19 protein-coding genes are annotated in these 21,187 nt (G+C 66.4%); 8 read left to right on the top strand and 11 right to left on the bottom strand.

The genetic code is table 11. The features are described 5' to 3' along the window. Nucleotides 1–11 precede the first annotated feature (11 nt). The 5 genes from AB7M35_RS02610 to rpsF form a co-directional block, all read right to left on the bottom strand. A complete protein-coding gene (locus AB7M35_RS02610; RefSeq protein WP_453957014.1) occupies nucleotides 12–1,499 on the bottom strand; it encodes a replicative DNA helicase in 1,488 nt (495 codons plus the stop codon). 289 nt (nucleotides 1,500–1,788) lie between these two features. Next, nucleotides 1,789–3,042 (bottom strand): class I SAM-dependent methyltransferase, encoded by a 1,254-nt coding sequence (locus AB7M35_RS02605; protein ID WP_453957012.1) that lies wholly within the window; start codon nucleotides 3,040–3,042, stop codon nucleotides 1,789–1,791. Nucleotides 3,043–3,211: 169 nt separating this feature from the next. Continuing rightward, the gene (gene rplI, locus AB7M35_RS02600; RefSeq protein WP_453957011.1) at nucleotides 3,212–3,811 is read right to left on the bottom strand and encodes a 50S ribosomal protein L9; all 600 of its coding nucleotides are present in this window, start codon (nucleotides 3,809–3,811) and stop codon (nucleotides 3,212–3,214) included. Between the two features lie 250 nt (nucleotides 3,812–4,061). Then, the gene (gene rpsR, locus AB7M35_RS02595; protein ID WP_453957009.1) at nucleotides 4,062–4,310 is read right to left on the bottom strand and encodes a 30S ribosomal protein S18; all 249 of its coding nucleotides are present in this window, start codon (nucleotides 4,308–4,310) and stop codon (nucleotides 4,062–4,064) included. Further along, entirely contained in the window at nucleotides 4,307–4,774 is a 468-nt protein-coding gene (gene rpsF / locus AB7M35_RS02590) for a 30S ribosomal protein S6 (protein WP_453957007.1), read from the bottom strand. Before rpsF ends, rpsR begins: the two co-directional genes overlap by 4 nt. 366 nt (nucleotides 4,775–5,140) lie before the next feature. On the opposite strand from rpsF, the gene fabD reads away from it, so the two are divergent. The 7 genes from fabD to gmk all read left to right on the top strand — a co-directional run bounded on the left by fabD (nucleotide 5,141) and on the right by gmk (nucleotide 11,565). Continuing rightward, a complete protein-coding gene (gene fabD, locus AB7M35_RS02585) occupies nucleotides 5,141–6,091 on the top strand; it encodes an ACP S-malonyltransferase (protein WP_453957006.1) in 951 nt (316 codons plus the stop codon). Nucleotides 6,092–6,101: 10 nt separating this feature from the next. Continuing rightward, on the top strand, nucleotides 6,102–6,839 hold the full coding sequence (gene fabG, locus AB7M35_RS02580) for a 3-oxoacyl-[acyl-carrier-protein] reductase (protein ID WP_453957005.1): 738 nt from the start codon (nucleotides 6,102–6,104) through the stop codon (nucleotides 6,837–6,839). A gap of 263 nt (nucleotides 6,840–7,102) precedes the next feature. Then, the gene (locus tag AB7M35_RS02575) at nucleotides 7,103–7,339 is read left to right on the top strand and encodes an acyl carrier protein (RefSeq protein ID WP_453957003.1); all 237 of its coding nucleotides are present in this window, start codon (nucleotides 7,103–7,105) and stop codon (nucleotides 7,337–7,339) included. A gap of 97 nt (nucleotides 7,340–7,436) precedes the next feature. Then, the gene (gene fabF, locus AB7M35_RS02570) at nucleotides 7,437–8,702 is read left to right on the top strand and encodes a beta-ketoacyl-ACP synthase II (protein ID WP_453957002.1); all 1,266 of its coding nucleotides are present in this window, start codon (nucleotides 7,437–7,439) and stop codon (nucleotides 8,700–8,702) included. A gap of 110 nt (nucleotides 8,703–8,812) precedes the next feature. After that, a complete protein-coding gene (gene mltG, locus AB7M35_RS02565; protein WP_453956999.1) occupies nucleotides 8,813–9,973 on the top strand; it encodes an endolytic transglycosylase MltG in 1,161 nt (386 codons plus the stop codon). A 52-nt stretch (nucleotides 9,974–10,025) separates the two neighbouring features. Continuing rightward, nucleotides 10,026–10,913 carry a YicC/YloC family endoribonuclease gene (locus AB7M35_RS02560; RefSeq protein WP_453956998.1) on the top strand — a complete coding sequence of 296 codons (888 nt, stop codon included), beginning with the start codon at nucleotides 10,026–10,028 and terminating at the stop codon, nucleotides 10,911–10,913. A 46-nt stretch (nucleotides 10,914–10,959) separates the two neighbouring features. Continuing rightward, the gene (gene gmk / locus AB7M35_RS02555; RefSeq protein WP_453960577.1) at nucleotides 10,960–11,565 is read left to right on the top strand and encodes a guanylate kinase; all 606 of its coding nucleotides are present in this window, start codon (nucleotides 10,960–10,962) and stop codon (nucleotides 11,563–11,565) included. 56 nt (nucleotides 11,566–11,621) lie between these two features. Here gmk and rsmA read toward each other — a convergent pair whose 3' ends face one another. From rsmA to lptF, 6 genes are all read right to left on the bottom strand, one after another. Then, complete coding sequence (gene rsmA, locus AB7M35_RS02550) at nucleotides 11,622–12,488, bottom strand: 16S rRNA (adenine(1518)-N(6)/adenine(1519)-N(6))-dimethyltransferase RsmA (RefSeq protein ID WP_453956996.1); 867 nt, start codon at nucleotides 12,486–12,488, stop codon at nucleotides 11,622–11,624. Further along, nucleotides 12,481–13,527, bottom strand: a complete 1,047-nt coding sequence (gene pdxA, locus AB7M35_RS02545; protein WP_453956994.1) for a 4-hydroxythreonine-4-phosphate dehydrogenase PdxA — start codon at nucleotides 13,525–13,527, stop codon at nucleotides 12,481–12,483. The genes rsmA and pdxA overlap by 8 nt, the downstream gene beginning before the upstream one ends. 3 nt (nucleotides 13,528–13,530) lie before the next feature. Next, nucleotides 13,531–14,397 carry a SurA N-terminal domain-containing protein gene (locus AB7M35_RS02540; RefSeq protein WP_453956992.1) on the bottom strand — a complete coding sequence of 289 codons (867 nt, stop codon included), beginning with the start codon at nucleotides 14,395–14,397 and terminating at the stop codon, nucleotides 13,531–13,533. Between the two features lie 220 nt (nucleotides 14,398–14,617). Continuing rightward, complete coding sequence (locus AB7M35_RS02535; RefSeq protein WP_453956991.1) at nucleotides 14,618–16,921, bottom strand: LPS-assembly protein LptD; 2,304 nt, start codon at nucleotides 16,919–16,921, stop codon at nucleotides 14,618–14,620. Nucleotides 16,922–17,025: 104 nt separating this feature from the next. Beyond that, nucleotides 17,026–18,117 (bottom strand): LPS export ABC transporter permease LptG, encoded by a 1,092-nt coding sequence (gene lptG, locus AB7M35_RS02530; protein ID WP_453956990.1) that lies wholly within the window; start codon nucleotides 18,115–18,117, stop codon nucleotides 17,026–17,028. Then, on the bottom strand, nucleotides 18,114–19,307 hold the full coding sequence (lptF, locus tag AB7M35_RS02525) for an LPS export ABC transporter permease LptF (RefSeq protein ID WP_453956988.1): 1,194 nt from the start codon (nucleotides 19,305–19,307) through the stop codon (nucleotides 18,114–18,116). The genes lptG and lptF overlap by 4 nt, the downstream gene beginning before the upstream one ends. A gap of 268 nt (nucleotides 19,308–19,575) precedes the next feature. Here lptF and AB7M35_RS02520 point away from each other — a divergent pair, with 268 nt between their 5' ends. After that, nucleotides 19,576–21,069, top strand: coding sequence for a leucyl aminopeptidase (locus AB7M35_RS02520; RefSeq protein WP_453956986.1), 1,494 nt, complete (start codon nucleotides 19,576–19,578; stop codon nucleotides 21,067–21,069). The last annotated feature ends 118 nt before the right edge of the window (nucleotides 21,070–21,187 follow it).

The raw sequence follows: 21,187 nt of genomic DNA, 5'->3' as shown, positions 1-21,187 counted from the left end.
CTCTGATCCAATCAGTCCAGGCGTGCGGGGAGATGGTCGTCCGGGGCAAGGCTGGAGAAGCGGGTGACCTGGGCGTCGAACTGCAGGTTGACGGTGCCGGTGGGGCCGTGGCGCTGCTTGCCGACGATGACCTCGGCGCGGCCGGCCACCTGTTCCATCTGGGCCTGCCACTCGAAGAACTGCTCGGTGCCTTCCTTCGGCATCTTGCTCTGCAGATAGTACTCCTCGCGGTACACGAACATCACCACGTCGGCGTCCTGCTCGATCGAGCCCGATTCACGCAGGTCGGAGAGCTGCGGCCGCTTGTCGTCACGCGATTCCACCTGACGCGACAGCTGCGACAGCGCCAGCACAGGCACGTTGAGTTCCTTCGCCAAGGCCTTGAGGCCTGTGGTGATTTCGGTGATTTCCTGGACGCGGCTGTCGGAGGAGCGCTTGCCCGAGCCCTGCAGCAGCTGAAGGTAGTCGATGATGAGGACGTCGAGCCCCTGCTGCCGCTTCAGGCGGCGGGCCCGGGCGGTCAGCTGTCCGATGGTCAGGCCGCCCGACTGGTCGATGAACAGCGGCAGCGTGCGCATTTCCTGCGCCGTCGCGGCCAGCCGCGCGAACTGCTCCTCGTCGATGTCGCCGCGTCGGATCTTCGACGAGGACACGCCCGACTGTTCGGCGAGAATACGGGTGGCCAGCTGTTCCGACGACATTTCCAGCGAGAAGAAGCCGACGACGCCGCCGTCGAGCGCCTTGATGGTCCCGTCCGGCTGGGTCTCCGGTTTGTAGGCGCGGGCGATGTTGAAGGCGATGTTGGTCGCGAGCGACGTCTTGCCCATGGCGGGGCGGCCGGCAAGGATGATCAGATCCGACGCCTGCAGACCGCCGACCTGCCGGTCGAGATCCACAAGGCCCGTGGAGACGCCGGAGAGGTGGCCCGAGCGTTCGAAGGCGGCGGCGGCCATGTCGACCGCCAGGGTCACCGCGTCGCCGAAGGAGCCGAACCCGCCCTCGAACCTGCCGCTCTCGGCGATCGAGAACAGCTTGCGTTCGACGTCCTCGATCTGGTGGCGCGGCGTGGCGTCGATCGGGGAATCGTACGCGACGTTGACCATGTCCTCGCCGATGGTGATCAGCAGGCGCCGGAGCGCGAGGTCCATCAGCGTGCGGCCATAGTCCTCGGCGTTGATGATCGTCGTGGCGTCGGCGGCGAGGCGCAGCAGGTACTGGGTGACGGGCAGGTCGCCGATCTTCGCGTCAGCCGGGAAGAACGTCTTGACGGTGATCGGCGAGGCGACCTTGCCGGCGCGGATCAGGTGGGCGACCTTCTCGTAGATCTGCCGGTGCTGCTCGACGAAGAAATGCGTCGGCTCGAGAAAGTCGGTGACGCGGTAGAACGTCTCGTTGTTCACCAGGATGGCGCCGAGGAGCTGTCGCTCGATCTCGATGTTGTGGGGCGCCGTGCGGGCTGCCGCCGTCTCGCTGGTCAGGGAAAGGGCCGAGGTGGCCATGGTTCGCCTCCGTCCCCGCTTCCGCGCCGGCGCCGGTCCCTCTGCGTGTCCGCCCGTCCGGAGGGCGTTCGTCGCGACGGAGTTGGCCGGACGGTCGTCGGACCGTGATCATCCGTAATGCATGGGCGATGCCCGCGCTGCCCGCCCGACGACGGCCGGGCGGATCCCGCATGATCCATAGCGGTGAAAGCCGGCGAGCGGGAGAACAAGCGTACCTGATTCGCCGCTTGTGCCCGCTATCCCCCGCCGCGAACGAAAAGCCGCGCCGGGGCTTGACGCGACCCTGTCGCTACTCTCCCGCCTCGCGGTACGAAATAGGCTCCCGGTCGATCTCCTTGAGCCTGGTCTCGGCCTCGATCATGTAGTCGCGGGTGAGGGGCAGGGCATGCTGGTTCCGGGTGATCTGGATCTGGAAGTTCATCATGTCCTGGAAGCGGAAGGCGGTCTCCGATCCGGCCAGGTAGAACTCCCACATCCGGCAGAAACGCTCGTCGTAGAGCGCCTTCGCCTCGTCCCGGCGGGCCATGAACCGTTCGCGCCAGGCCTTCAGCGTCTCCGCGTAGTGAAGGCGGAGGATCTCGATGTCGGTGATCTTGAGCCCAGTGCGCTCGATGACCGGGATCACCTCGGACGTCGCGGGGATGTAGCCGCCGGGGAAGATGTACTTCGAGATCCACGAGTTGGTGTCGCCGGGCCCATCGAACCGCCCGATCGAATGCAGGAGCATCACCCCGTCGTCAGCCAGCAGCGACCGGCACTTGCGGAAATAATCCTCGAAGTAGCCGACGCCGACGTGTTCGAACATTCCCACCGAGACGATCCGGTCGTAGGGGCCGTCGAGGTCGCGGTAGTCCTTGAGCTCGAAGTGGACGCGGTCGGACAGGCCCATCTCCGCGGCGCGCGCGTTGGAGCGCTCGTACTGCTCCGTCGACAGCGTCACACCCGTCACTTCGGCATCGAAATGGCGCGCGATGTAGAGGCCCATGCCACCCCAGCCGGAACCGATGTCGAGGACCCGCTGTCCGGGCTCGAGCGCCAGCTTGGCCGCGATGTGGCGCTTCTTGGCGAGCTGCGCCTCCTCCAGATCCGTATCGGGCGTCTCGAAGTAGGCGCACGAATACTGCGAATCGGCGTCGAGGAAGAGCCGGTAGAGATCGCCGTTGAGGTCGTAATGGTGGGCGATGTTGGAGCGCGCGCGCGAATGCGTGTTGTGCTGGCGCAGGCGGCGGGTGAGGTAGCGGTAGGTCTCCTCGGCACGCATCCACCAGCCCGGCCTTTCGAGACCGGTGTTGGAGAGCACGACGGCGAGGAAATCGTAGATGGCGCCCTGCTCGACGACGAGCGTCCCATCCATGAAGCATTCCCCGACCTTCAGGCCGGGGTTGAGAATGCAGCTTCGTTCAGCCCCGGGGGTCGTGAAGCGAACGCGGACCGGAGTTCCAGAACCGTCGCCGAACTCGTGCGTGGCTCCGTTGGCGCTCACGACGGTGAGCGCTCCCGTCTTCACGACGCGCGAGAGGAAGCTCTTGAGCAGCTTGTCCATAACGCCTCGGATGGCCAGCCGGTTGGAATGACCGGCGATTCTCCGTTCAAGTTGACGTTATCGTAAGCAAAGGAGCGCTTGAACCTCAAGCGCTCCTTGAACATAGGTCAGCCAATTGGATGCATGGCTTTTGCCGCTCCGCCCAAGCAGGCCGAAGCGGCAAAACAAGTCAGGCGTTGACGTCGTCTTCGGTTGCTTCCGGCTCTTCGCCAGCAGCTTCCTCGGCCTCGGCGGACGCCTCGGCATCCTCGTCCTCGTCTTCCTCGAACGCGAACTGGTCGTAGGAGAGAACGTCCTCGCCACGCGCCTGGCGGGTGGCCTCGTCCGGCGAGCGGGCGATGTTGACGGTCACCGAGACGGCCACTTCCGGGTGGAGGCGGATCGAGATGGTGTGCACGCCGAGGGTCTTGATCGGCTGGTTCAGCTCGACCTGGTTACGGCCGACCGAGAAGCCGCCGCCCTCGAGGATCTCGGCGATGTCGCGGGTCGAGACCGACCCGTACAGCTGACCGGTCTCGCCGGCCTGGCGAATCACCACGAACGCGCTGCCGTCGAGCTTCTCGCCGACCTGCTCCGCTTCCTGGCGACGCTCAAGGTTGCGCGCCTCGAGCTGGGCGCGGTCGCGCTCGAAGCGCTTCTGATTCGCCTCGTTGGCGCGCAGCGCCTTGCCCTGCGGCAGGAGGAAATTGCGGGCGAAGCCGTCGCGCACGCGCACGCTGTCGCCCATCTGGCCGAGCCGGGGAATTCGCTCGAGAAGAATGACCTGCATTGTCGGGGGTCCTTTCCGTCTGTCCCGCACGGTGATCATCCTGCCGTCGGGCGACTGCCCTGGCCGGCGCGGAAGATGATCGTGTTCGATGCTCTGGAGTGCGGCTCGGGCGCGACTGCGCTGCGGCGGCTTGCTCCAGGAGGCGGTTAGAGGCCGGTCGCGGGTTGCCCCGGCCGGTCCCAGCGGTAGTCCCGGCGGCGCGATTTAAAGGAACCGTCGCCGCCGGGGGCAGTCGAGATGAAGGCGCTGTCTACTTGATCACGTAGGGCAGCAGGCCGAGGAAGCGGGCGCGCTTGATCGCCTTGGCGAGCTCACGCTGCTTCTTGGCCGACACAGCCGTGATGCGCGACGGCACGATCTTGCCGCGCTCGGAGACGTAGCGCTGCAGCAGCTTCACGTCCTTGTAGTCGATCCGCGGCGCGTTCTCTCCGGAGAACGGGCAGGTCTTCCGGCGGCGGAAAAAGGGCCGGCGGGTGGGCAGCTGGGCGATATCGATCATTCTGCAACTCCACGACGGTCGTCACGGCGGTCACCGCGATCGCGATCTCCACGGTCCGGACGATCACCACGCTCGGGACGATCGCCACGCTCCGGGCGGTCACCGCGATCGAAGCGGTCGCCGCGGCGACGGTCGTCGCGCTCGCGCTTCTGCTTCATGACGGACGGACCGTCCTCGTGGGCTTCCACGCGGATGGTGATGTAGCGCAGGATGTCCTCGGAGAGGCGCATCTGGCGCTCCATCTCGGCGATGGCGGCCGGCGGCGCGTCGATGTCCATCAGCGCGTAGTGCGCCTTGCGGTTCTTCTTGACGCGGTAGGAGAGGTTCTTGAGACCCCAGTTCTCGATGCGCCCGACGGAACCGCCGAGGCCTTCGAGTACGGCCTTGTACTGTTCGATCAGCTGATCGACCTGCTGGCCTGAAATGTCCTGGCGAGCCAGGAACACATGCTCGTAAAGTGGCATGGATGTGCCTTCCTCTGTTGACTATCACACCCAGCGCAAAGCCTCGTCGAAGCCTTCGAGAAAGGCGTTCGAATACGCCTTCGCGAGCGGAGACACGGGAAAACGGCTTCCAGTGTGGAAAACCTGTCGTTCTCGGTCGACTACCAAGAGCGACTTTCCGTTCAGCCTCCAGCCGAATGTGATGTAGGTCGGTCTATCTATCCCCTTCGCGGAAAAATGCAACTGGTTTGAGCGGTTGCGAGCATCTGCACTTGACAGGCCGGCGCCGTCTCGTCTTTGTCCGGCCGCACACGAGACGAGTGACGCACTTTTGTGACGGTCGCTCTTCGGCCGAACCAGGTCGCTCGCAAGGAACGCCATTATTCAATGACGATCGCTTTCACGTTTCCGGGGCAGGGCAGCCAGACCGTCGGTATGGGGCGCGACCTCGCCGACGCCTATCCGTCGGCGCGCGCGGTCTTCGACGAGGTCGACGATGCGCTCGGCGAGAAGCTGTCGGCCACCATCTGGGACGGCCCGGCCGAGACGCTGACCCTGACGGCCAATGCGCAGCCCGCGCTGATGGCGGTGAGCCTCGCCACGATCCGGGCCCTCGAATCGGAGGGCGTGCGCGTCGCGGATGCGGCGACCTTCGTGGCCGGTCACTCGCTGGGTGAATATTCCGCGCTTGCCGCCGCCGGCAGCCTGTCGATCGCCGACGCCGCGCGCCTCCTGCGCCGCCGCGGACTGGCGATGCAGGAAGCCGTGCCGGTCGGCGTGGGCGCCATGGCGGCGCTGCTGGGTCTCGACCGCGACGCCGCCGAGGGGGTTGCCCGCGACGCGGCCGAAGGCGACGTGATCGCGGTTGCCAACGACAACGCGCCTGGCCAGGTGGTGGTCTCCGGCCACCGTGCGGCCGTCGAGCGCGCCATCGAGATCGCCCGCGAGCGCGGCGCCAAGCGTCCGATGCTGCTGCCGGTCTCCGCGCCGTTCCATTGTCCGCTGATGGCCCCGGCCGCGACGGTCATGGCCGCGGCGCTGGCCGACGTATCCCTGCAGGCGCCGTCGGCGCCGCTCGTCGCCAATGTGCGGGTGGCGCCGATCGCCAACCCGGACGAGATTCGCGCCTGCCTCGTCGAGCAGGTGACCGGCACCGTCCGCTGGCGGGAATCGGTCGAGTGGCTCGCCGCCAACGGCGTCGATACGATCGTCGAGATCGGCGCGGGCAAGGTCCTGACGGGGCTGGCCAAACGCATTGATCGCGCGCTCGACGGCGTTGCGGTAAACGGACCCGACGACGTGCGTGCTTTCGCCGAGCGTCTCGGCACCCGAAGCTAGGACAACCAAGATGTTCGACCTGACAGGCAAGATCGCGCTGGTGACGGGCGCAAGCGGCGGCATCGGCGGGGCAATCGTCCGGGCGCTGCACGCCCAGGGCGCCACCGTCGCCCTTTCCGGCACCCGGCGCGAGGCGCTCGACACGCTCGCCGGCGAACTGGGCGACCGCGTCCACGTCGTGCCGGCCGACCTGTCGGACCGCGACAGCGTCGAGGCGCTGGTTCCCGCCTGCGAGGAAGCCGCGGGCCCGGTGGACATCCTGGTGAACAATGCCGGCATCACGCGCGACATGCTTGCGCTGCGGATGAAGGACGAGGACTGGGACCGGGTGCTGGAGGTCAACCTGTCGGTCGCCTTCAAGCTCTCGCGGGCGTGCCTGCGCACGATGATGCGCAAGCGCACGGGCCGGATCATCAACATCTCGTCGATCGTCGGCGTGACGGGCAACGCGGGGCAGGTGAACTACGCCGCCGCGAAGGCCGGCATGATCGGCATGACCAAGGCGCTCGCGAAGGAAGTCGCGAGCCGAAACGTCACCATCAACGCAATTGCCCCCGGCTTTATCGAGAGTCCGATGACAGATGCGTTGAACGCGGACCAGAAATCGTCGATTCTCTCGGCTGTCCCGGCGGGCGTGCTGGGGCAGGGGTCCGACATCGCCGCCGGGGTGGTGTATCTGGCCAGCGACGAAGCGGGTTACGTGACGGGTCAGACGCTCCATATCAATGGCGGCATGGTCATGATCTGACCATCGCCGATGGGCCGCAAGGCCCGGAAATCCTGGACCGGATGGGCGGCGGCGCTTCTGGTCAAGCCTTTGAAAGTGTGTTACCTACCGCCGCGCCCTGAGGACGGACTTAGACCTGAGCGCTCCTGTTGAAAGGACGCCTGTGTCGAGGTCGTACGGTCCTGGATCATCCGCTGGGTCTTTCCTAAAAAGAAGAAACGCGGTCAGTGAGGCCGGGTCATCCCGGCAGGATAGTTTCGCCAAACACAATCGAGGAACCGAGAATGAGCGACATCGCGGAACGGGTGAAGAAGATCGTCGTAGAGCACCTCGGGGTCGAACCGGAGAAGGTCACCGACAATGCGAGCTTCATTGACGATCTCGGGGCTGACAGCCTCGACACCGTCGAGCTCGTCATGGCCTTTGAAGAAGAGTTCGCCGTCGAGATTCCTGACGATGCAGCAGAGACGATTCTGACCGTTGGTGACGCGGTTAAGTTTCTCGAGAAGAACACGCAGTAACAGCGCGTCCGAAACGGTCGGTCCCGCACGTGGCGGGACCGGTAGCCGGCATTTGGATTAAGAGGACGTGCCGAACAAAGAGGCGAGCGGCTAGTTGATGAGACGCGTTGTCGTAACGGGGCTGGGGACGGTCAACCCGCTCGGATGCGGGGTCGAAACAGCCTGGGCCAACGCGCTTGCAGGTAAAAGCGGCGCTTCGAAGGTCGATCATTTCGAGGTTTCCGACCTCGCATGTCAGATCGCCTGCCAGATTCCCCGCGGTGACGGGGCGAACGGTACGTTCAATCCCGACGACTGGATGGAGCTGAAGGAGCGTCGCAAGGTCGACGACTTCATCGTCTTCGCCATGGCGGCCGCGGAGCAGGCGCTTACCGACGCCGACTGGAAGCCGAAATCCTACGAGGATCAGACCCGTACCGGTGTGCTGATCGGGTCGGGAATCGGTGGCCTCATGGGCATCGAGGAAGGTGCGATGACGCTCCGCGATCGCGGACCGCGTCGTCTGTCGCCCTTCTTCATCCCGGGCCGGCTGATCAATCTCGCATCGGGCTATGTCTCGATCCGCTACGGTCTCAAGGGACCCAACCATGCGGTCGTGACCGCGTGCTCGACCGGGGCGCACGCCATTGGCGACGCGGCCCGCCTGATCGCGCTCGAGGATGCCGACGTCATGGTTGCCGGCGGCTCGGAATCGCCAATCGGACGCCTGTCGCTGGCGGGCTTTGCCGCCTGTCGGGCGCTGTCCACACATTTCAACGACACGCCTGAGAAGGGCTCGCGGCCATACGATCGCGACCGTGACGGCTTCGTGATGGGCGAAGGCGCCGGCGTGGTCGTGCTCGAGGAATACGAGCATGCCAAGGCCCGCGGTGCCCGCATCTACGGCGAAGTGATCGGCTACGGCATGTCCGGCGACGCCTATCACATCACCGCGCCGTCGGAGGATGGCGACGGAGCCTTTCGCTGCATGACCGCCGCGCTGAAGCGGGCGGGCATCACGCCGGCCGATATCGACTACATCAACGCCCACGGGACCTCGACGCCGATGGGCGACGAGATCGAGCTGGGCGCCGTCGAGCGGTTGATGGGAAACTCGGCGGGTGATCTCACCATGTCGTCGACCAAGTCCGTCACCGGGCACCTTCTCGGTGCCGCCGGCGCCGTCGAGGCGATCTTCTCGCTGCTCGCGATTCGCGACAACAAGATCCCGCCGACGATGAATCTCGACAACCCTTCGATCGAGACCACCATCGATCTCGCGCCGAATGCCATGCGGGAGCGGGAGGTGAATATTGCGCTCTCGAATTCGTTCGGCTTTGGCGGTACGAACGCCTCATTGGTGTTCCGCAGCGTCGACGCGTAGTCGCGCGCCGACGTGACGGGATCTGGCCATAATCGGCGGTCAGGAAACGATTGCGAGATCGTCTCCTTCCGCCGGTAGGGGCTGCGTGTGTCGCGGATCAGGGAATCAGAATGAGCAACGACGCGTCAGACAAGCCCGGTCCGGGCAATCGAAACCGGCCGAGGCCCGTTGCCGCGCGTCCGTCCCCCCGCAGCCCGCGCGAGGCGCTGCAGCCGGAGATCGCTCCGCCGCCGCCGCCGAAGGTGCGGTCGCGCCAGGCCCGGCACCCTGTCGTCATCGTCCTCAATTTCTTCCTCACGCTCGGCCTGATCGCGGCCTTCGCCGCGGGCGTCGGTCTCTACTGGAGCCGCCAGGAATATCTGTCGGCGGGCCCGAACGGCTCCGACGCGAACTTCGTCGTCGACCAGGGCTCGACCGTCGAAGGGATCGCGGCACAGCTTGAGGATCGCGGCCTGATCTCCAACCGCTGGATCTTCGTCGGCGCGGCGCAGATGATGAAGACGGCCACCAAGATCAAGGCCGGCGAGTATCTCATCCCCGCCCACGCCAGCATGGACTCCATCATGGAGAAGCTGGTCGAGGGCCGCTCGATCCAGCACGCGATCACCATTCCCGAGGGTCTCACCAGCGCGCAGATCGTCGCCCGCATCAACGAGAACCCGATTCTCGTCGGCGACATCGGCTACATCCCGGCCGAAGGCAGCCTGCTGCCGGAGACCTACAAGTTCACGCGCGGTGCCAACCGCCAGGATGTGCTGGAACGGATGCAGCGCGCGCACCAGAAGGTCGTCGACGACGCCTGGGAGCACCGCATCGACGACCTGCCGCTGAAGTCGAAGGCCGACGTCGTCACGCTCGCCTCGATCGTCGAGAAGGAAACCGGCCGCGCCGACGAGCGGAACCGCGTCGCCGCCGTCTTCCTCAACCGTCTGAAGAAGGGCATGAAGCTGCAGTCCGATCCGACGATCCTCTACGGCCTGTACGGCGGGGAGGCGTGGGAGAAGCCGCGCACGATCTACCGGTCGGACATGCAGCGTCCGAACGCCTACAACACCTACCAGATCGAAGGCCTGCCGCCCGGACCGATCGCCAACCCCGGCCGGGCCTCCATCGAGGCGGTGACCAATCCGTCGCGCACCGACGACCTCTATTTCGTCGCGGACGGCACCGGCGGGCACGCGTTCTCGGAAACGCTGGCCGAGCACAACCGGAACGTCGAGAAGTGGCGCGACATCGAGGCGGCCCGCCCGAGCTCGGGATCCTCGAACTGATGGGCGTCCCGACATCCGCTTGCCTGCAGGCCGGCGACGGGGAGGGCCGAACGTGAGCCTCTCGTCGATGACCGGCTTCGCCGCCACCCGCGGGACCAGCGGCAGCATCAACTGGCTGTGGGAGGCCCGCTCGGTGAACGGCCGCGGGCTGGACCTCCGGGTGCGCCTGCCCCAGGGCTGGGAACGCTTCGACCCGATCGTGCGCGAGCACGCCACCAAGCGCTTCAAGCGCGGTTCGGTCTCCATTTCGCTCAGCCTGTCGCAGGTCGACACCGTCACCCGCTACGCCATCAACGAACCGCATCTCAACGCGCTGCTGGAGCTGGTGCGCCCGCTGCAGGAGCGTGGCGATGTCGCGCCGCCGACCGCCGATGGCCTTCTGGCGATCAAGGGCGTGCTGGAGCCGATCGACGACGGCGCCAACGGAAACGGTGACAAGGAACTCGAAGCCGCCGTGCGGACCGGCATCGAACAGACGCTCGACGCGCTGCACGACAATCGGCTGTCGGAAGGCGCGCGTCTCGGCGAAGTCGTCGGTCAACAGGTCGCGACGATTTCCGGATTGTCCCGGTCCGCCCGGGCGCATCCCTCGCGCTCCTCCGAAGCGATCCGCGAGCGCCTCGCCGCCCAGGTGACGGCGCTTCTCGATGCCTCCGCCTCCTTCGACAGCGTCCGCCTCCACCAGGAAGCGGCGCTGCTTGCCGCCAAGGCCGACATCGCCGAAGAGATCGACCGCCTCGACGGACACGTCGACGCGGCGACCAAGCTGCTCCGCGAGGGCGGGGCGGTCGGGCGTCGGCTCGATTTCCTGGCCCAGGAGTGCCACCGGGAGGCCAACACCCTGACGGCCAAGTCGGTGCATCGGGACGTGACGGCGATCGGCCTCGACCTCAAGGTGGTGGTCGACCAGCTCCGCGAGCAGGTCCAGAACATTGAGTAGCGCGCCCGTGCCAGATACCGGAACCGCCTCGCGCCGCCGCGGCGTCATGCTGGTCCTTTCGTCGCCGTCCGGGGCGGGAAAGACGACGCTGTCGCGCGCCGTGCTCGATACCGACGACAACATTGAGCTGTCCATCTCGGCGACCACCCGCGCCAAGCGGTCGAGCGAGGCCGACGGCGTGCACTACCACTTCGTCACCCAGCGCGCCTTCGAAGCGATGCGCGACCAGGACGAGCTGCTGGAGTGGGCCGAGGTTCACGGCAACTACTACGGCACGCCGCGCGAGCCCGTGGAGAAGGCGCTCGGCAACGGCGAGGACATCCTCTTCGATATCGACTGGCAGGGCACCCTGCAGCTCTACCAGACCTGTCGCGACGACGTGGTCTCGATCTTCATCCTTCCGCCCTCGGGCAAGGAGCTGAAGGCGCGGCTGGAACGCCGGGCCGAGGACGATCCGGACACCATCGCCAAGCGGCTGGTGAACGCCAAGACCGAGCTCGCCCACTGGAACGAGTACGACTACGTCATCGTCAACGACGATCTCGAGCGTGCGCTGGCCGGTGTCCGGGCGATCCTGTCCGCCGAGCGGCTGAAGCGCACGCGCGCCGCCGATCTGGATGGCTTCGTGAAGCGCCTCATCGGCGATCTCTGAAGGCCTGCGGCTTCAAAAGCCGAGCTCAAGCCCCTGAGCAGAAATGATTTTCAGGCTCAGTCTGGGTTCGAGCCGCTCGTCTTGCGGGCCGCTTCGACGGCACGGGCAAGTGCGACGAACCCTTCCACGGAGACGTTCTCGGCCCGCTCGGTCGGCTCAAGCCCGGCGGCCTCGATCAGCGCCATGGTGTCCAGGTCGAGCGTCTTCAGGCTCTGGCGCAGCATCTTCCGCCTCTGGCCGAAGGCGGCCGCGGTCACCCGGCTGAGGATCCGGCCTTCGCAGGCGAGCGGCTCGGCGCGCGGCCGGATGTGGACCACCGACGACCACACCTTGGGCGGCGGCGTGAAGGCCTTCGGCGTCACGTCGAACATGATGCGCGCCTCGGCCCGCCACCCGGTGAGCACGCTCAGGCGGCCGTAGCTGTCGCTTCCGGCCTCGGCGACGAGGCGTTCGGCGACCTCGCGCTGGAACATCAGCGTCAGCGACTGCCACCAGGGCGGCCACGGATCCGTCTCCAGCCAGCCGACCAGCAGCGCCGTGCCCACATTGTAGGGGAGGTTCGCCACGACGGCGCCGGGACGTCCGTCGAGACGCGCTGCCATGTCGACCTGCAACGCGTCGCCCTCGACGATCTCCAGCCGGTCCGGATAGTGCGCGGCGATCTCCTCCAGCGCGGCGATGCAGCGGCGGTCCCGCTCGATCGCCACCACCTTTGCCGCCCCTTCCATCAGGAGGGCGCGGGTGAGGCCGCCCGGACCGGGACCGACCTCGATGATGGTCATTTGCGACAGGTCGCCGGCGGTGCGCGCGATGCGCCGGGTGAGGTTCAGGTCGAGCAGGAAGTTCTGTCCGAGCGACTTGCGCGCGGACAGCTCGTGCGTGCGGATGACCTCGCGCAGCGGCGGCAGCGGATCGTCAGACATCGGCGGTTTTCGCGCGGCGGCCGGCGGTCATGCGGTCGGCCATGGCGATCGACGCCAGGAAGCTTTCCGGGCGCGCCCGTCCGGTTCCGGCAAGGTCGAACGCGGTTCCGTGGTCGGGCGAGGTGCGCACGAAGGGCAGGCCGAGCGTCACGTTGACGGTTTCGTCGAAGGCCAGCGTCTTCACCGGGATCAGCGCCTGGTCGTGATACATCGCCAGGACCACGTCATAGGTCTTGCGGGCGGCGGCGGAGAAGATCGCGTCGGCGGGGAAGGGCCCGCGCGCATCGATCTTGCGGAGCTGCAGCTCCCCGACGGCCGGCGCCACGATCAGTTCGTCCTCATGCCCAAGGGCGCCTCCCTCGCCGGCGTGGGGATTGAGGCCGGTCACCGCGATCCGGGGATTCTCGATGCCGAAGCGGTCGACGAGGTCGCGGGCGACGATCTGGCCGGCCGTCACGATCATCGTCGGCGTGAGCATCGTCGGGACATCGCGCAGCGGAATGTGGACGGTGACGGGGACCGTGCGGAGTTCGGGTCCGGCCAGCATCATGATCGGCGTCGCGGTGACGCCGAACAACCGCTCCGCCAGCGTGCCGAGATACTCGGTGTGGCCCGGGTGGGAGAAGCCCGCCGCGTAGAGCGTGCGCTTGTGGATGGGGGCGGTGACGATGGCCCGGGCCGATCCGGAGCGAACGGCCATGACGCAGGCGTCGATGGAGGCGATCACCCCGTCGGCATCGGCGCTGCTCGGCTCCGCGGGTATTCCGCGCGCGGTGTGGCCCGTGGGCACCACGGGAAGGGCGTCGGGGAAGACGGCTGCCGTGTCGGTCTCGGCGCAGGTCTTGATCGCCACGTCGAGGCCGAGCAGATCGGCGCGACGGGCGAGGCAGTCGGGGTCGCCAGCAACGAAGAACGGCGGCAGACCGCGGGCCCGGCGCTGCAGCCAGGATTGGAGGATCAGGTCGAGCCCGATGCCGGCCGGCTCACCAAGGGTGATGGCCAGCGGCAGGGCGGGAGAGGGAGGCGAACGATCCACCATCCCTCAGCGCCGTTCGATCACGGCGTCCTTTCTGAGATTGCGGAGATACTGGCGCGAGAAAAGCGCCCCTTCCTCGCCGACGATCTCCGACTGAACCTCCTGGATGGCCGCCTCGGTGCTCCGGACGGTGTCCTTGGCACAGACCGCGTACATCTCCAGACCTTCGCTGGTCTTGTCGGGGGCGGACAGATGTCCGACTTCCGTCGCCTCGACGAGCTTGAGGACGTTCTCGGGGATCTCGTTCGACGTGCGCCGGCCGGCCTGCTTCACCACCACCCCCTTCGCCTGCCTGGCGAGGTCCAGACCGCTGTCGCAGGAGGTGAAGCGGGACCGGAGCTGGCGAGCCGTCGTCTCCGCGGACGAAATCTCGCCGCGCGACGCCGACTTCGGAATGACCACGATGACCCGCTCCAGCAGATACTGGGACGTTTCCTTGCTGGTCTCGGTGCCCTTGCCGCGCAGGGTGGCGATCAGGTCCTGCTCGGTGACCTTCTTGGAAGAGCGGAAGCGCGTGCCGACCACCCGGCTCCATGCGAGCTGGACGCGGAGGCGGTCCTTCAGCGTTTCCGGGTTGACGCCGTTCTGGCTGAGCGCCGTAGCGAAGTTGGCCGGCGACAGCTTCACGCGCGTGGCGATCTCGGCGAAGGCGGCGTTGACCTGCGCATCGGAGATCTCGACGTTGGCGCGCTTCGCTTCCTGGCGCTGCAGCACCTCGTCGATGAGCTGCTCGGTGGCCTCGTCACGCACGTTGCCCTTCGCGCCGGTGAGCTTCAAAAGCCGCGCGCGCTGATCGATCGCGTAGTTGGTGATCGCCTGGTCGTTGACGACCACCTCGATGCGCGTTGATGCCGCGCTCGGCCCGGCAAGCATGACGCAGATCCCGAGCAGTGCTCCGACACTCGCCAAGACATTCCGAACGGGTCCAGTCGCTGTCGCCACGAATATCCTCCTGCTGGGTGCGATCTTATCGATGCCGCACCCGCATCAAGTCGGAAACGGTCCAACGGTCCAAAGTCATTCTACCGGATCGATTGCCTACTTCGTAGGGCGAAAGCGTGGCAAAGCGGCGTCGCGCGGGCCCTGGCGGGCGTTAGTTGCTCAGATAATCGCTGAGCCCCGTCGACAGGTCGCTGTCGCCAAGGGTGCGCAGCCCGAAGCGGAGGTACACGGTGCGGTCGATCTCGGCGGTATTGCTCCGGTCCTCGGCGAAGGTGACGGAGACGGACAGCGAGTCGTCGTCGTAGCCGACGCCGAAGCCGTCGCGCACGATGCCGGAATCCTCCAGATCGTAGCGCACCCGGCCGAACAGCCGCCACTTGCGCATCAGCTGCAGGCTGGCAGCTCCCTGCACTTCGCTGCGGTCGTCGTTGATCCCCAGGTCCGGCTGCGCCCGCAGATAGGCGTAGATGGCCTGGGAGGTGAGAGGTCCGCTCACGCCGGTGGCCTGGGCCTCGAAGCGGTTCGTCTGCAGGTCCTCGTTGTCGAACCGTCCCTGGGCGCTCATCCGGACGCCCATGTTGGTGTCGAGGTAGAGGCTCGCGATGTAGTCGGACTGATCGGTCTCGAGACCGGAATACTGGGTGGCGTCGAGGATGCCCGGAACCTCGTAGGAGTTCGCCCCGGCGAGCTGGAACGACTGGCCGACGAGGCCGGAGATGAAGCCGCCCGAATAGGTGGCGACCGTGTACTTCATGCCGATGTTGGCGCGGGTGCCGCCTTCCACGCGGTCGAAGCCGGAGAACTTGTCGGCGTCGAACAGGGTGGTGTCGTCGAAGACGATGCTCTGCGCGTCTTCGTTGGGCAGCTTGCCGATGCTCGTCTCGTTGGGGCGCACCACGACCTGTCCGATCGGCTCGAACAGCTGGGTGCCCCAGGAATGCGCGCTGAGCCACGGGTAGCGATAGGTGATGCCCGCCGCCGGCATGGCGCGGCCGACCACCGTCTCACCCTGCAGGGCGGTGACGTTGTTATCGGTGGAGTTCAGGAAGAACACGTCGGCCTGCGCCGACAGGAACGGCGTGAACACCTGTCCGATCGGATCGATCAGCTGCCGACGCCATTCCGACTTCGCGGAGGTGCGCGTGAACGTACCCGCGACGCCGCGGAACCGCGCCTGACCCGATGGGGTGAAGATCGCGTCGGTCTCCTGGCGCGTCAGCGAGGTGAAGTTGGTGTCGAACGACAGCTCGCCGCCCAGCACCGAATGGCCGATCAGGCCATTGTAGTCGATGACCGGGTGGACGTAGGGCTGCTTCTCCTGCTGGTCGATGCCGGATCCGGTGAACGGCGAGCCGGCCGGCGGCTGGGTGGTGCCGCTGTAGACATAGTCCTCGCGCAGGATCTGGTAGGCATAGGCCCGCATGTCGAAGAAGTTGTTCCGGCCGAGGCCGGTCAGGAAGATCGACGAGGTGCTCGTCGACTGCCAGAGCTGCGCGTAGTTGTCGGCGAAGGTGACGTCGCTGAACAGCGCCGCGTCCCAGCCCCAGGTCCAGCGCGGATTGATGCGGAAGGCGCCGTGCGTGGTGACCACGCCGCGCCAGTCGGTATCGCCGGCATGGCCCGCGAACGCGCCGGGATCGAGCTGGTAGATGCCGGCGCCGCGAACCGTCATTTCACCCGACCGGAACGTCTTGCGTAATTCCACGTCCATCAGCAGGCCCTGCCGCGACAGCGGGGTGGCGATGAAGGTGACGTCGTAGCTCTCGGCCGGAGCCCAGAAATACGGGATCGACGCGCCGAAGCCGAGATCCTCCGAATAGAAGGCGCTCGGGCGCAGGAAGCCCGACTTGCGCTTCACGGTCGGATCCGGGTGGCTGAAATAGGGGAAGTACGCCACCGGCACGCCCCAGAATTCCAGGCGCGGCGAGGTGTAGCTGATCTTCTGCTCGGTCTTGTTGTGGACGATCTTGGTCGCCTTGATCTGCCAGGTCGGCGGCCGATCGGGATGGGCGAGGCAGGAATAGCAGGCGGTGTAGACGCCCTTGTGCATCGTCGTGATGTCGCCGTTCTCGCGCTCGGCGCTTTCAGCGGCGATGCGTGTCCGGTTCACCGCGTCGATGCGCAGCGCCTTCACGAAGCCGTCGCGGAAATCGTCGGTCAGCGAGATGGTCTCGGCGACGATGATGTTCTCGTCGGGTTCGGTGAGCTTGGCGCCGCCCTCGGCGATGAATCGCCCGGTCTTGCGCTCGAGGCGCACGGCGTTCGCGAAAAGGGTGTAGCCGTTGTAGTACATCTCGACGTTGCCGACGGCCGAGATGACGTCGTTGTCCTTGTCGTAGATGAGCTCGTCGGCCTGCAGCACCAGTTGCGCATCGGCGGGAGCGCTCACGCCGAACATGTCATCGCCGGTGGTGACCTGGGCGAAGCCGGCAGACGGTGCAAAGAGGAAAAGCACGCTGACCATCACGCACGTCAGCGCACGCGCATTCCGTCGCCTGGAACGACGACGAGGGTGCGAGCGCTTTGTGCCCGTCTGCAACATGCAACGGGTGCCCAGCCTCATCCGTCCTCCTGGTGCAGCAGGATAGAAACGCCCAACAAAATCGCAGCCAGACCGGGAGCCCACGCGGCAGCGGCCGGCGCGATCACCCCGGCGCCCCCTAGGTCACTCGTGATCTCTGCCGTAACATAAAGCACGAACCCGGCAGCGATGCCACTGGCAATGGCGCGCGCGATCCCGCCCAGTCGAGCGAGCCTTAACGAAACCGTAGCGGCGATCAGAACCATGGCGGCAAGCAGCACCGGGCGGGCGAGAAGGGACTGATAGCGCAGCCGATACCGGTAGGCCGGAAGGCCGGCGCGCTTGGTGAGCGTAATCACGGACGGCAAGCGCCAGAACGGAACGGCATCGGGCTGACCAATCGTTTCCCGCACCTCGGTCGGCGTGAGAAAGGTCGAGACCGAATAGGTGTCGTGATGCGTTTCCTCTCCATCGGTGGAGTAGGTAGTCGCATCGCGCAGAAGCCATTCCCCGTCACTGAGCACCGCCTCCTTTGCGTTGATCCGTTGCCGGAACGCGTTGTTGTCGCCGAACTGGTAGACCACAACTGCGAACAAATGCTTGCCATTCTCCACGACCTGTCCGGCATGGACGATGGATTCACCGTCTCCGCCGTCCTGGCGGAACCAGACGGACCCGCTGGTCTGGATCAGCGCCTTCTCCTCGCCGTCGAAAAGCGTCGCGCCGAGCAGGTTGGCGCGCTCCTTCAGCACGGCGGAAACGGGATTGTAGATTGTGGTGGCGGCGATGCCGATCACCACGGCGACGACCAGGGGCGGCAGGATGAACTGCCAGACCGAAACCCCCGACGCGCGCACGACGACAAGCTCCAGCCGACGGGAGAGGCCGATGAAGGCCGCGATCGAGCCAAAAAGGACCGCAAAAGGCAGGAATTCCTCGGTGAGGGAGGGGGTGCGAAGGCTGGAGATCAGCAGCGCGCGAAGCACGGTGACACTGTCTGAGTCACTTGTGCGGCGCAACAGTTCCAGAAAGTCGGCGAGCAGGATGATCGCGCTTCCCAACAGGAAAACCGCGGCAATCCAGCTGACGAATCGCATGGCCAGATAGCGGGGAAGGATCGTGCCGCTCATGATGCCGCCCTCTTGCGGCGACCCGCCAGCGGCTTGCCGCCCCGCGATTCGGTGAGCCGCTTGATCCAGTCGGAAATGGCCGCCGTCGCGCGGTCGTGGACGGTGATGGTGCGGTCGGTCAGGATGATCCAGAGCGACAGGATGCTGAACCCGATCGGGATGCCGTACATGGCGACGGTCGCGATGGGAAAGCGAACCGCCAGCGTCGTCGCCACGAACCCCAGGAAGCGCACGCTCCCGATTGCCACGATGGCGCCCATCACCGCCGAGAGGCGCCCCTGGCGCAGGGTCTGCGGATCGCCGACGAACAGGAAGCCCAGCAGAACCAGCGTGATCGGATACAGCGGCTGCGACAGCCGGTCGTGGAATTCCACCCGGAAGCGGTCGGCATTGTTCTTGGCATATTCGTCGTCCGGCGGCGGGTTCATGAGCTCGAACACCGTCCGCTCGCTCGGCCGGAACGTCGTCGACACGTTGTTGGGAAGCATGCTCGTCAGGTCGAACGCGTAGGCGTCGAACTGGACGATCGACATCTCGTCGTTGCGCCGGTCGAACCGCTGCATCGAGCCGTCGCGCATGACGAGCAGGGTGGTGTCGGGTGTCTCCACGATGCGGCCGGAGGCAGCGAGATAGGTCTGGCTGCGCTGCGGATCGCGCTCGTCGGAGAGCACCAGGCCCTGCAGGGACCCGTCGCGCAGCCGGTCGCGGATGTGAACGGTCAGCCCCTGTTCCATGGACATGAAACGGCCCGGCTGCAGCACCGTGGCGATCACGTCGGCGCGCACTTTGGTGATCAGCACGCGCACGCTCTTCAGTCCCATCGGCGCGACGTAGGTCGAGACCCCGAGCATGGCGATGGTGACGAGGACGCCGAGAATCATGCTGGGCTTCAGGAGCTGCCAGCGCGAGTTTCCGGCGGCGCTCATGACCACCAGTTCGCTGTCGCCGTTGAAGCTGTTGTAGACGGTGACCATCGCCATCACGAGCGCGATCGGCGCGGTGATCAGCATCAGGAACGGGATCGCCAGCAGGGTGAGCTCGAGAAACAGCCCGATCGTCTGCCCCTTCGACGTCACGACGTCGAGCTGGCGCAGCGCCTGGGTCGTCCACACCACGGCGGTCAGCACCAGCATGACGGCCAGGAAGCCTGTCGTCACCCGCCGGAAAATGTAGAGTTGGATCAGACGCATCTACTCGGAACCAGGATCGTCGCTTGCCGCCGCGCTCTTGTTACCGTGCCTTGGCCGTCCGTGCACCCGTGCATTTGAGCACATCCAGACTTGCCGCTCCTGCCGGTCCGGCAAGGGCCACTCGTCGCGTCGCCGATAGTCTGCATTTGCGGCCTCCACGAGACGACCGCCTTGCGGGCGGCTGCCTAGGGGTCCATTTTCCCGGTCTGTGCCCACCGTCACAAGTCCTCCCTTCCGCCGTCACTCCGCCAGCGAGGTTTGCGTTGTCATGACTGCATCTCCCACCATCCGTTTCGTCGATACCGCCCGTCCCACGAAAGGCTCCGTGGTGCTGTTCGTCGACGAGCAGCGTGCGTTCGGATCGATTGGACGCGCTCTCGATGACGAAGCTGGCGGCCTTCTGACACGGGCCATGGAGCTCGCCAAGTTCAAGGGCAAGCGGCTGAAGACGATGGAGCTGCTCGCTCCCGCCCATCTTCCCTATGACCGGATCGTGATCGCCGGCCTCGGGTCCGATACGCCAGCCGAAGCCGAATGGACGTCGCTGGGCGGCGCCGTGTTCGGCGCGCTCTCCGGCGGCGGCGCCGTCACCGTGGTCGCCGAACGCCCGTCGCACACCGCCATCCCGGCGGCCGATTCGGCGCGCCTGGCGCTTGGCATGATGCTCCGCGCCTACGGTTTCGACCGCTACAAGACGAAGTCCGACAACGGCGACAAGGACGCGCCCGGCGCCGATATCGCCATCGCCGTGGCCAACACGGCCGAGGCCGAGGAGGCCTGGCAGGCGGTGAAGGGGATCGGCGAAGGCGTCATCCTCGCCCGCGACCTGGTCAACGAGCCCGCCAACGTGCTGGGCCCCGTCGAGTTCGCCGAAAAGGCCGCCGCGCTTTCCGAGCTGGGCGTCGAGGTCGAGATCCTCGAGGAACCCGCCATGCGGGAGCTCGGCATGAACGCGCTCCTCGGCGTGTCGCAGGGCTCCGAGCGGCCTCCGCGCCTGGTGATCATGCGCTGGCAGGGCGGGGCCGCCGACGCCCAGCCGCTGGCCATCGTCGGCAAGGGCGTCGTCTTCGATACCGGCGGCATCTCCATCAAGCCGGCGGCCGGCATGGAGGACATGAAGGGCGACATGGGCGGCGCGGCGTGCGTGGTCGGGCTGATGCATGCGCTTGCCTCTCGCAAGGCCAAGGCCAACGTGATCGGAGTGATCGGCCTGGTCGAGAACATGCCGGACGGCAAGGCCCAGCGGCCGGGAGACATCGTGAAGTCCATGCAGGGCCAAACGATCGAAATCATCAACACCGACGCGGAGGGCCGCCTCGTTCTCGCCGACGCGCTCCATTACACCATCGACCGGTTCAAGCCGCGCTTCGTGGTGGACCTGGCGACCCTGACGGGCGCGGTCATCGTCGCGCTCGGTCACCTCAACGCCGGGCTCTTCACCAACGACGACGGGCTGGCGGACGAGTTCACCGCCGCGGGCATCGCCACGGGCGACGCCGTCTGGCGCCTGCCGGTCAGCGCCGACTACGACAAGCTGATCGATTCGAAGGTGGCCGACATGAAGAACACCGGCGGACGCACCGCCGGCTCGATCACCGCCGCGCAGTTCCTTAAGCGGTTCGTCGGCGAAACCCCTTGGGTGCACCTCGACATTGCAGGCACCGGCATGGGCGCGCCGTCCAACGAGATCAGCCGCACCTTCGGCTCCGGCTTCGGTGTGCGCCTGATCGACCGGGTGATCGCCGACCACTACGAGGGCTAGCGTTACTCAGCAAAGCTCGGCCTTGGTCCGGTCCGGAATTCTCCGGATCGGACGGAGGCCACATGTCGCTGAGAAACCGAAGCGGGCTGGATCCGGTCCGGGATGAGACGGGAAGGGC

The organism is Amorphus suaedae (assembly GCF_053629675.1).
Note: the sequence above shows the minus strand (reverse complement) of the source record. Positions and strands in the feature narration are given on the sequence as shown.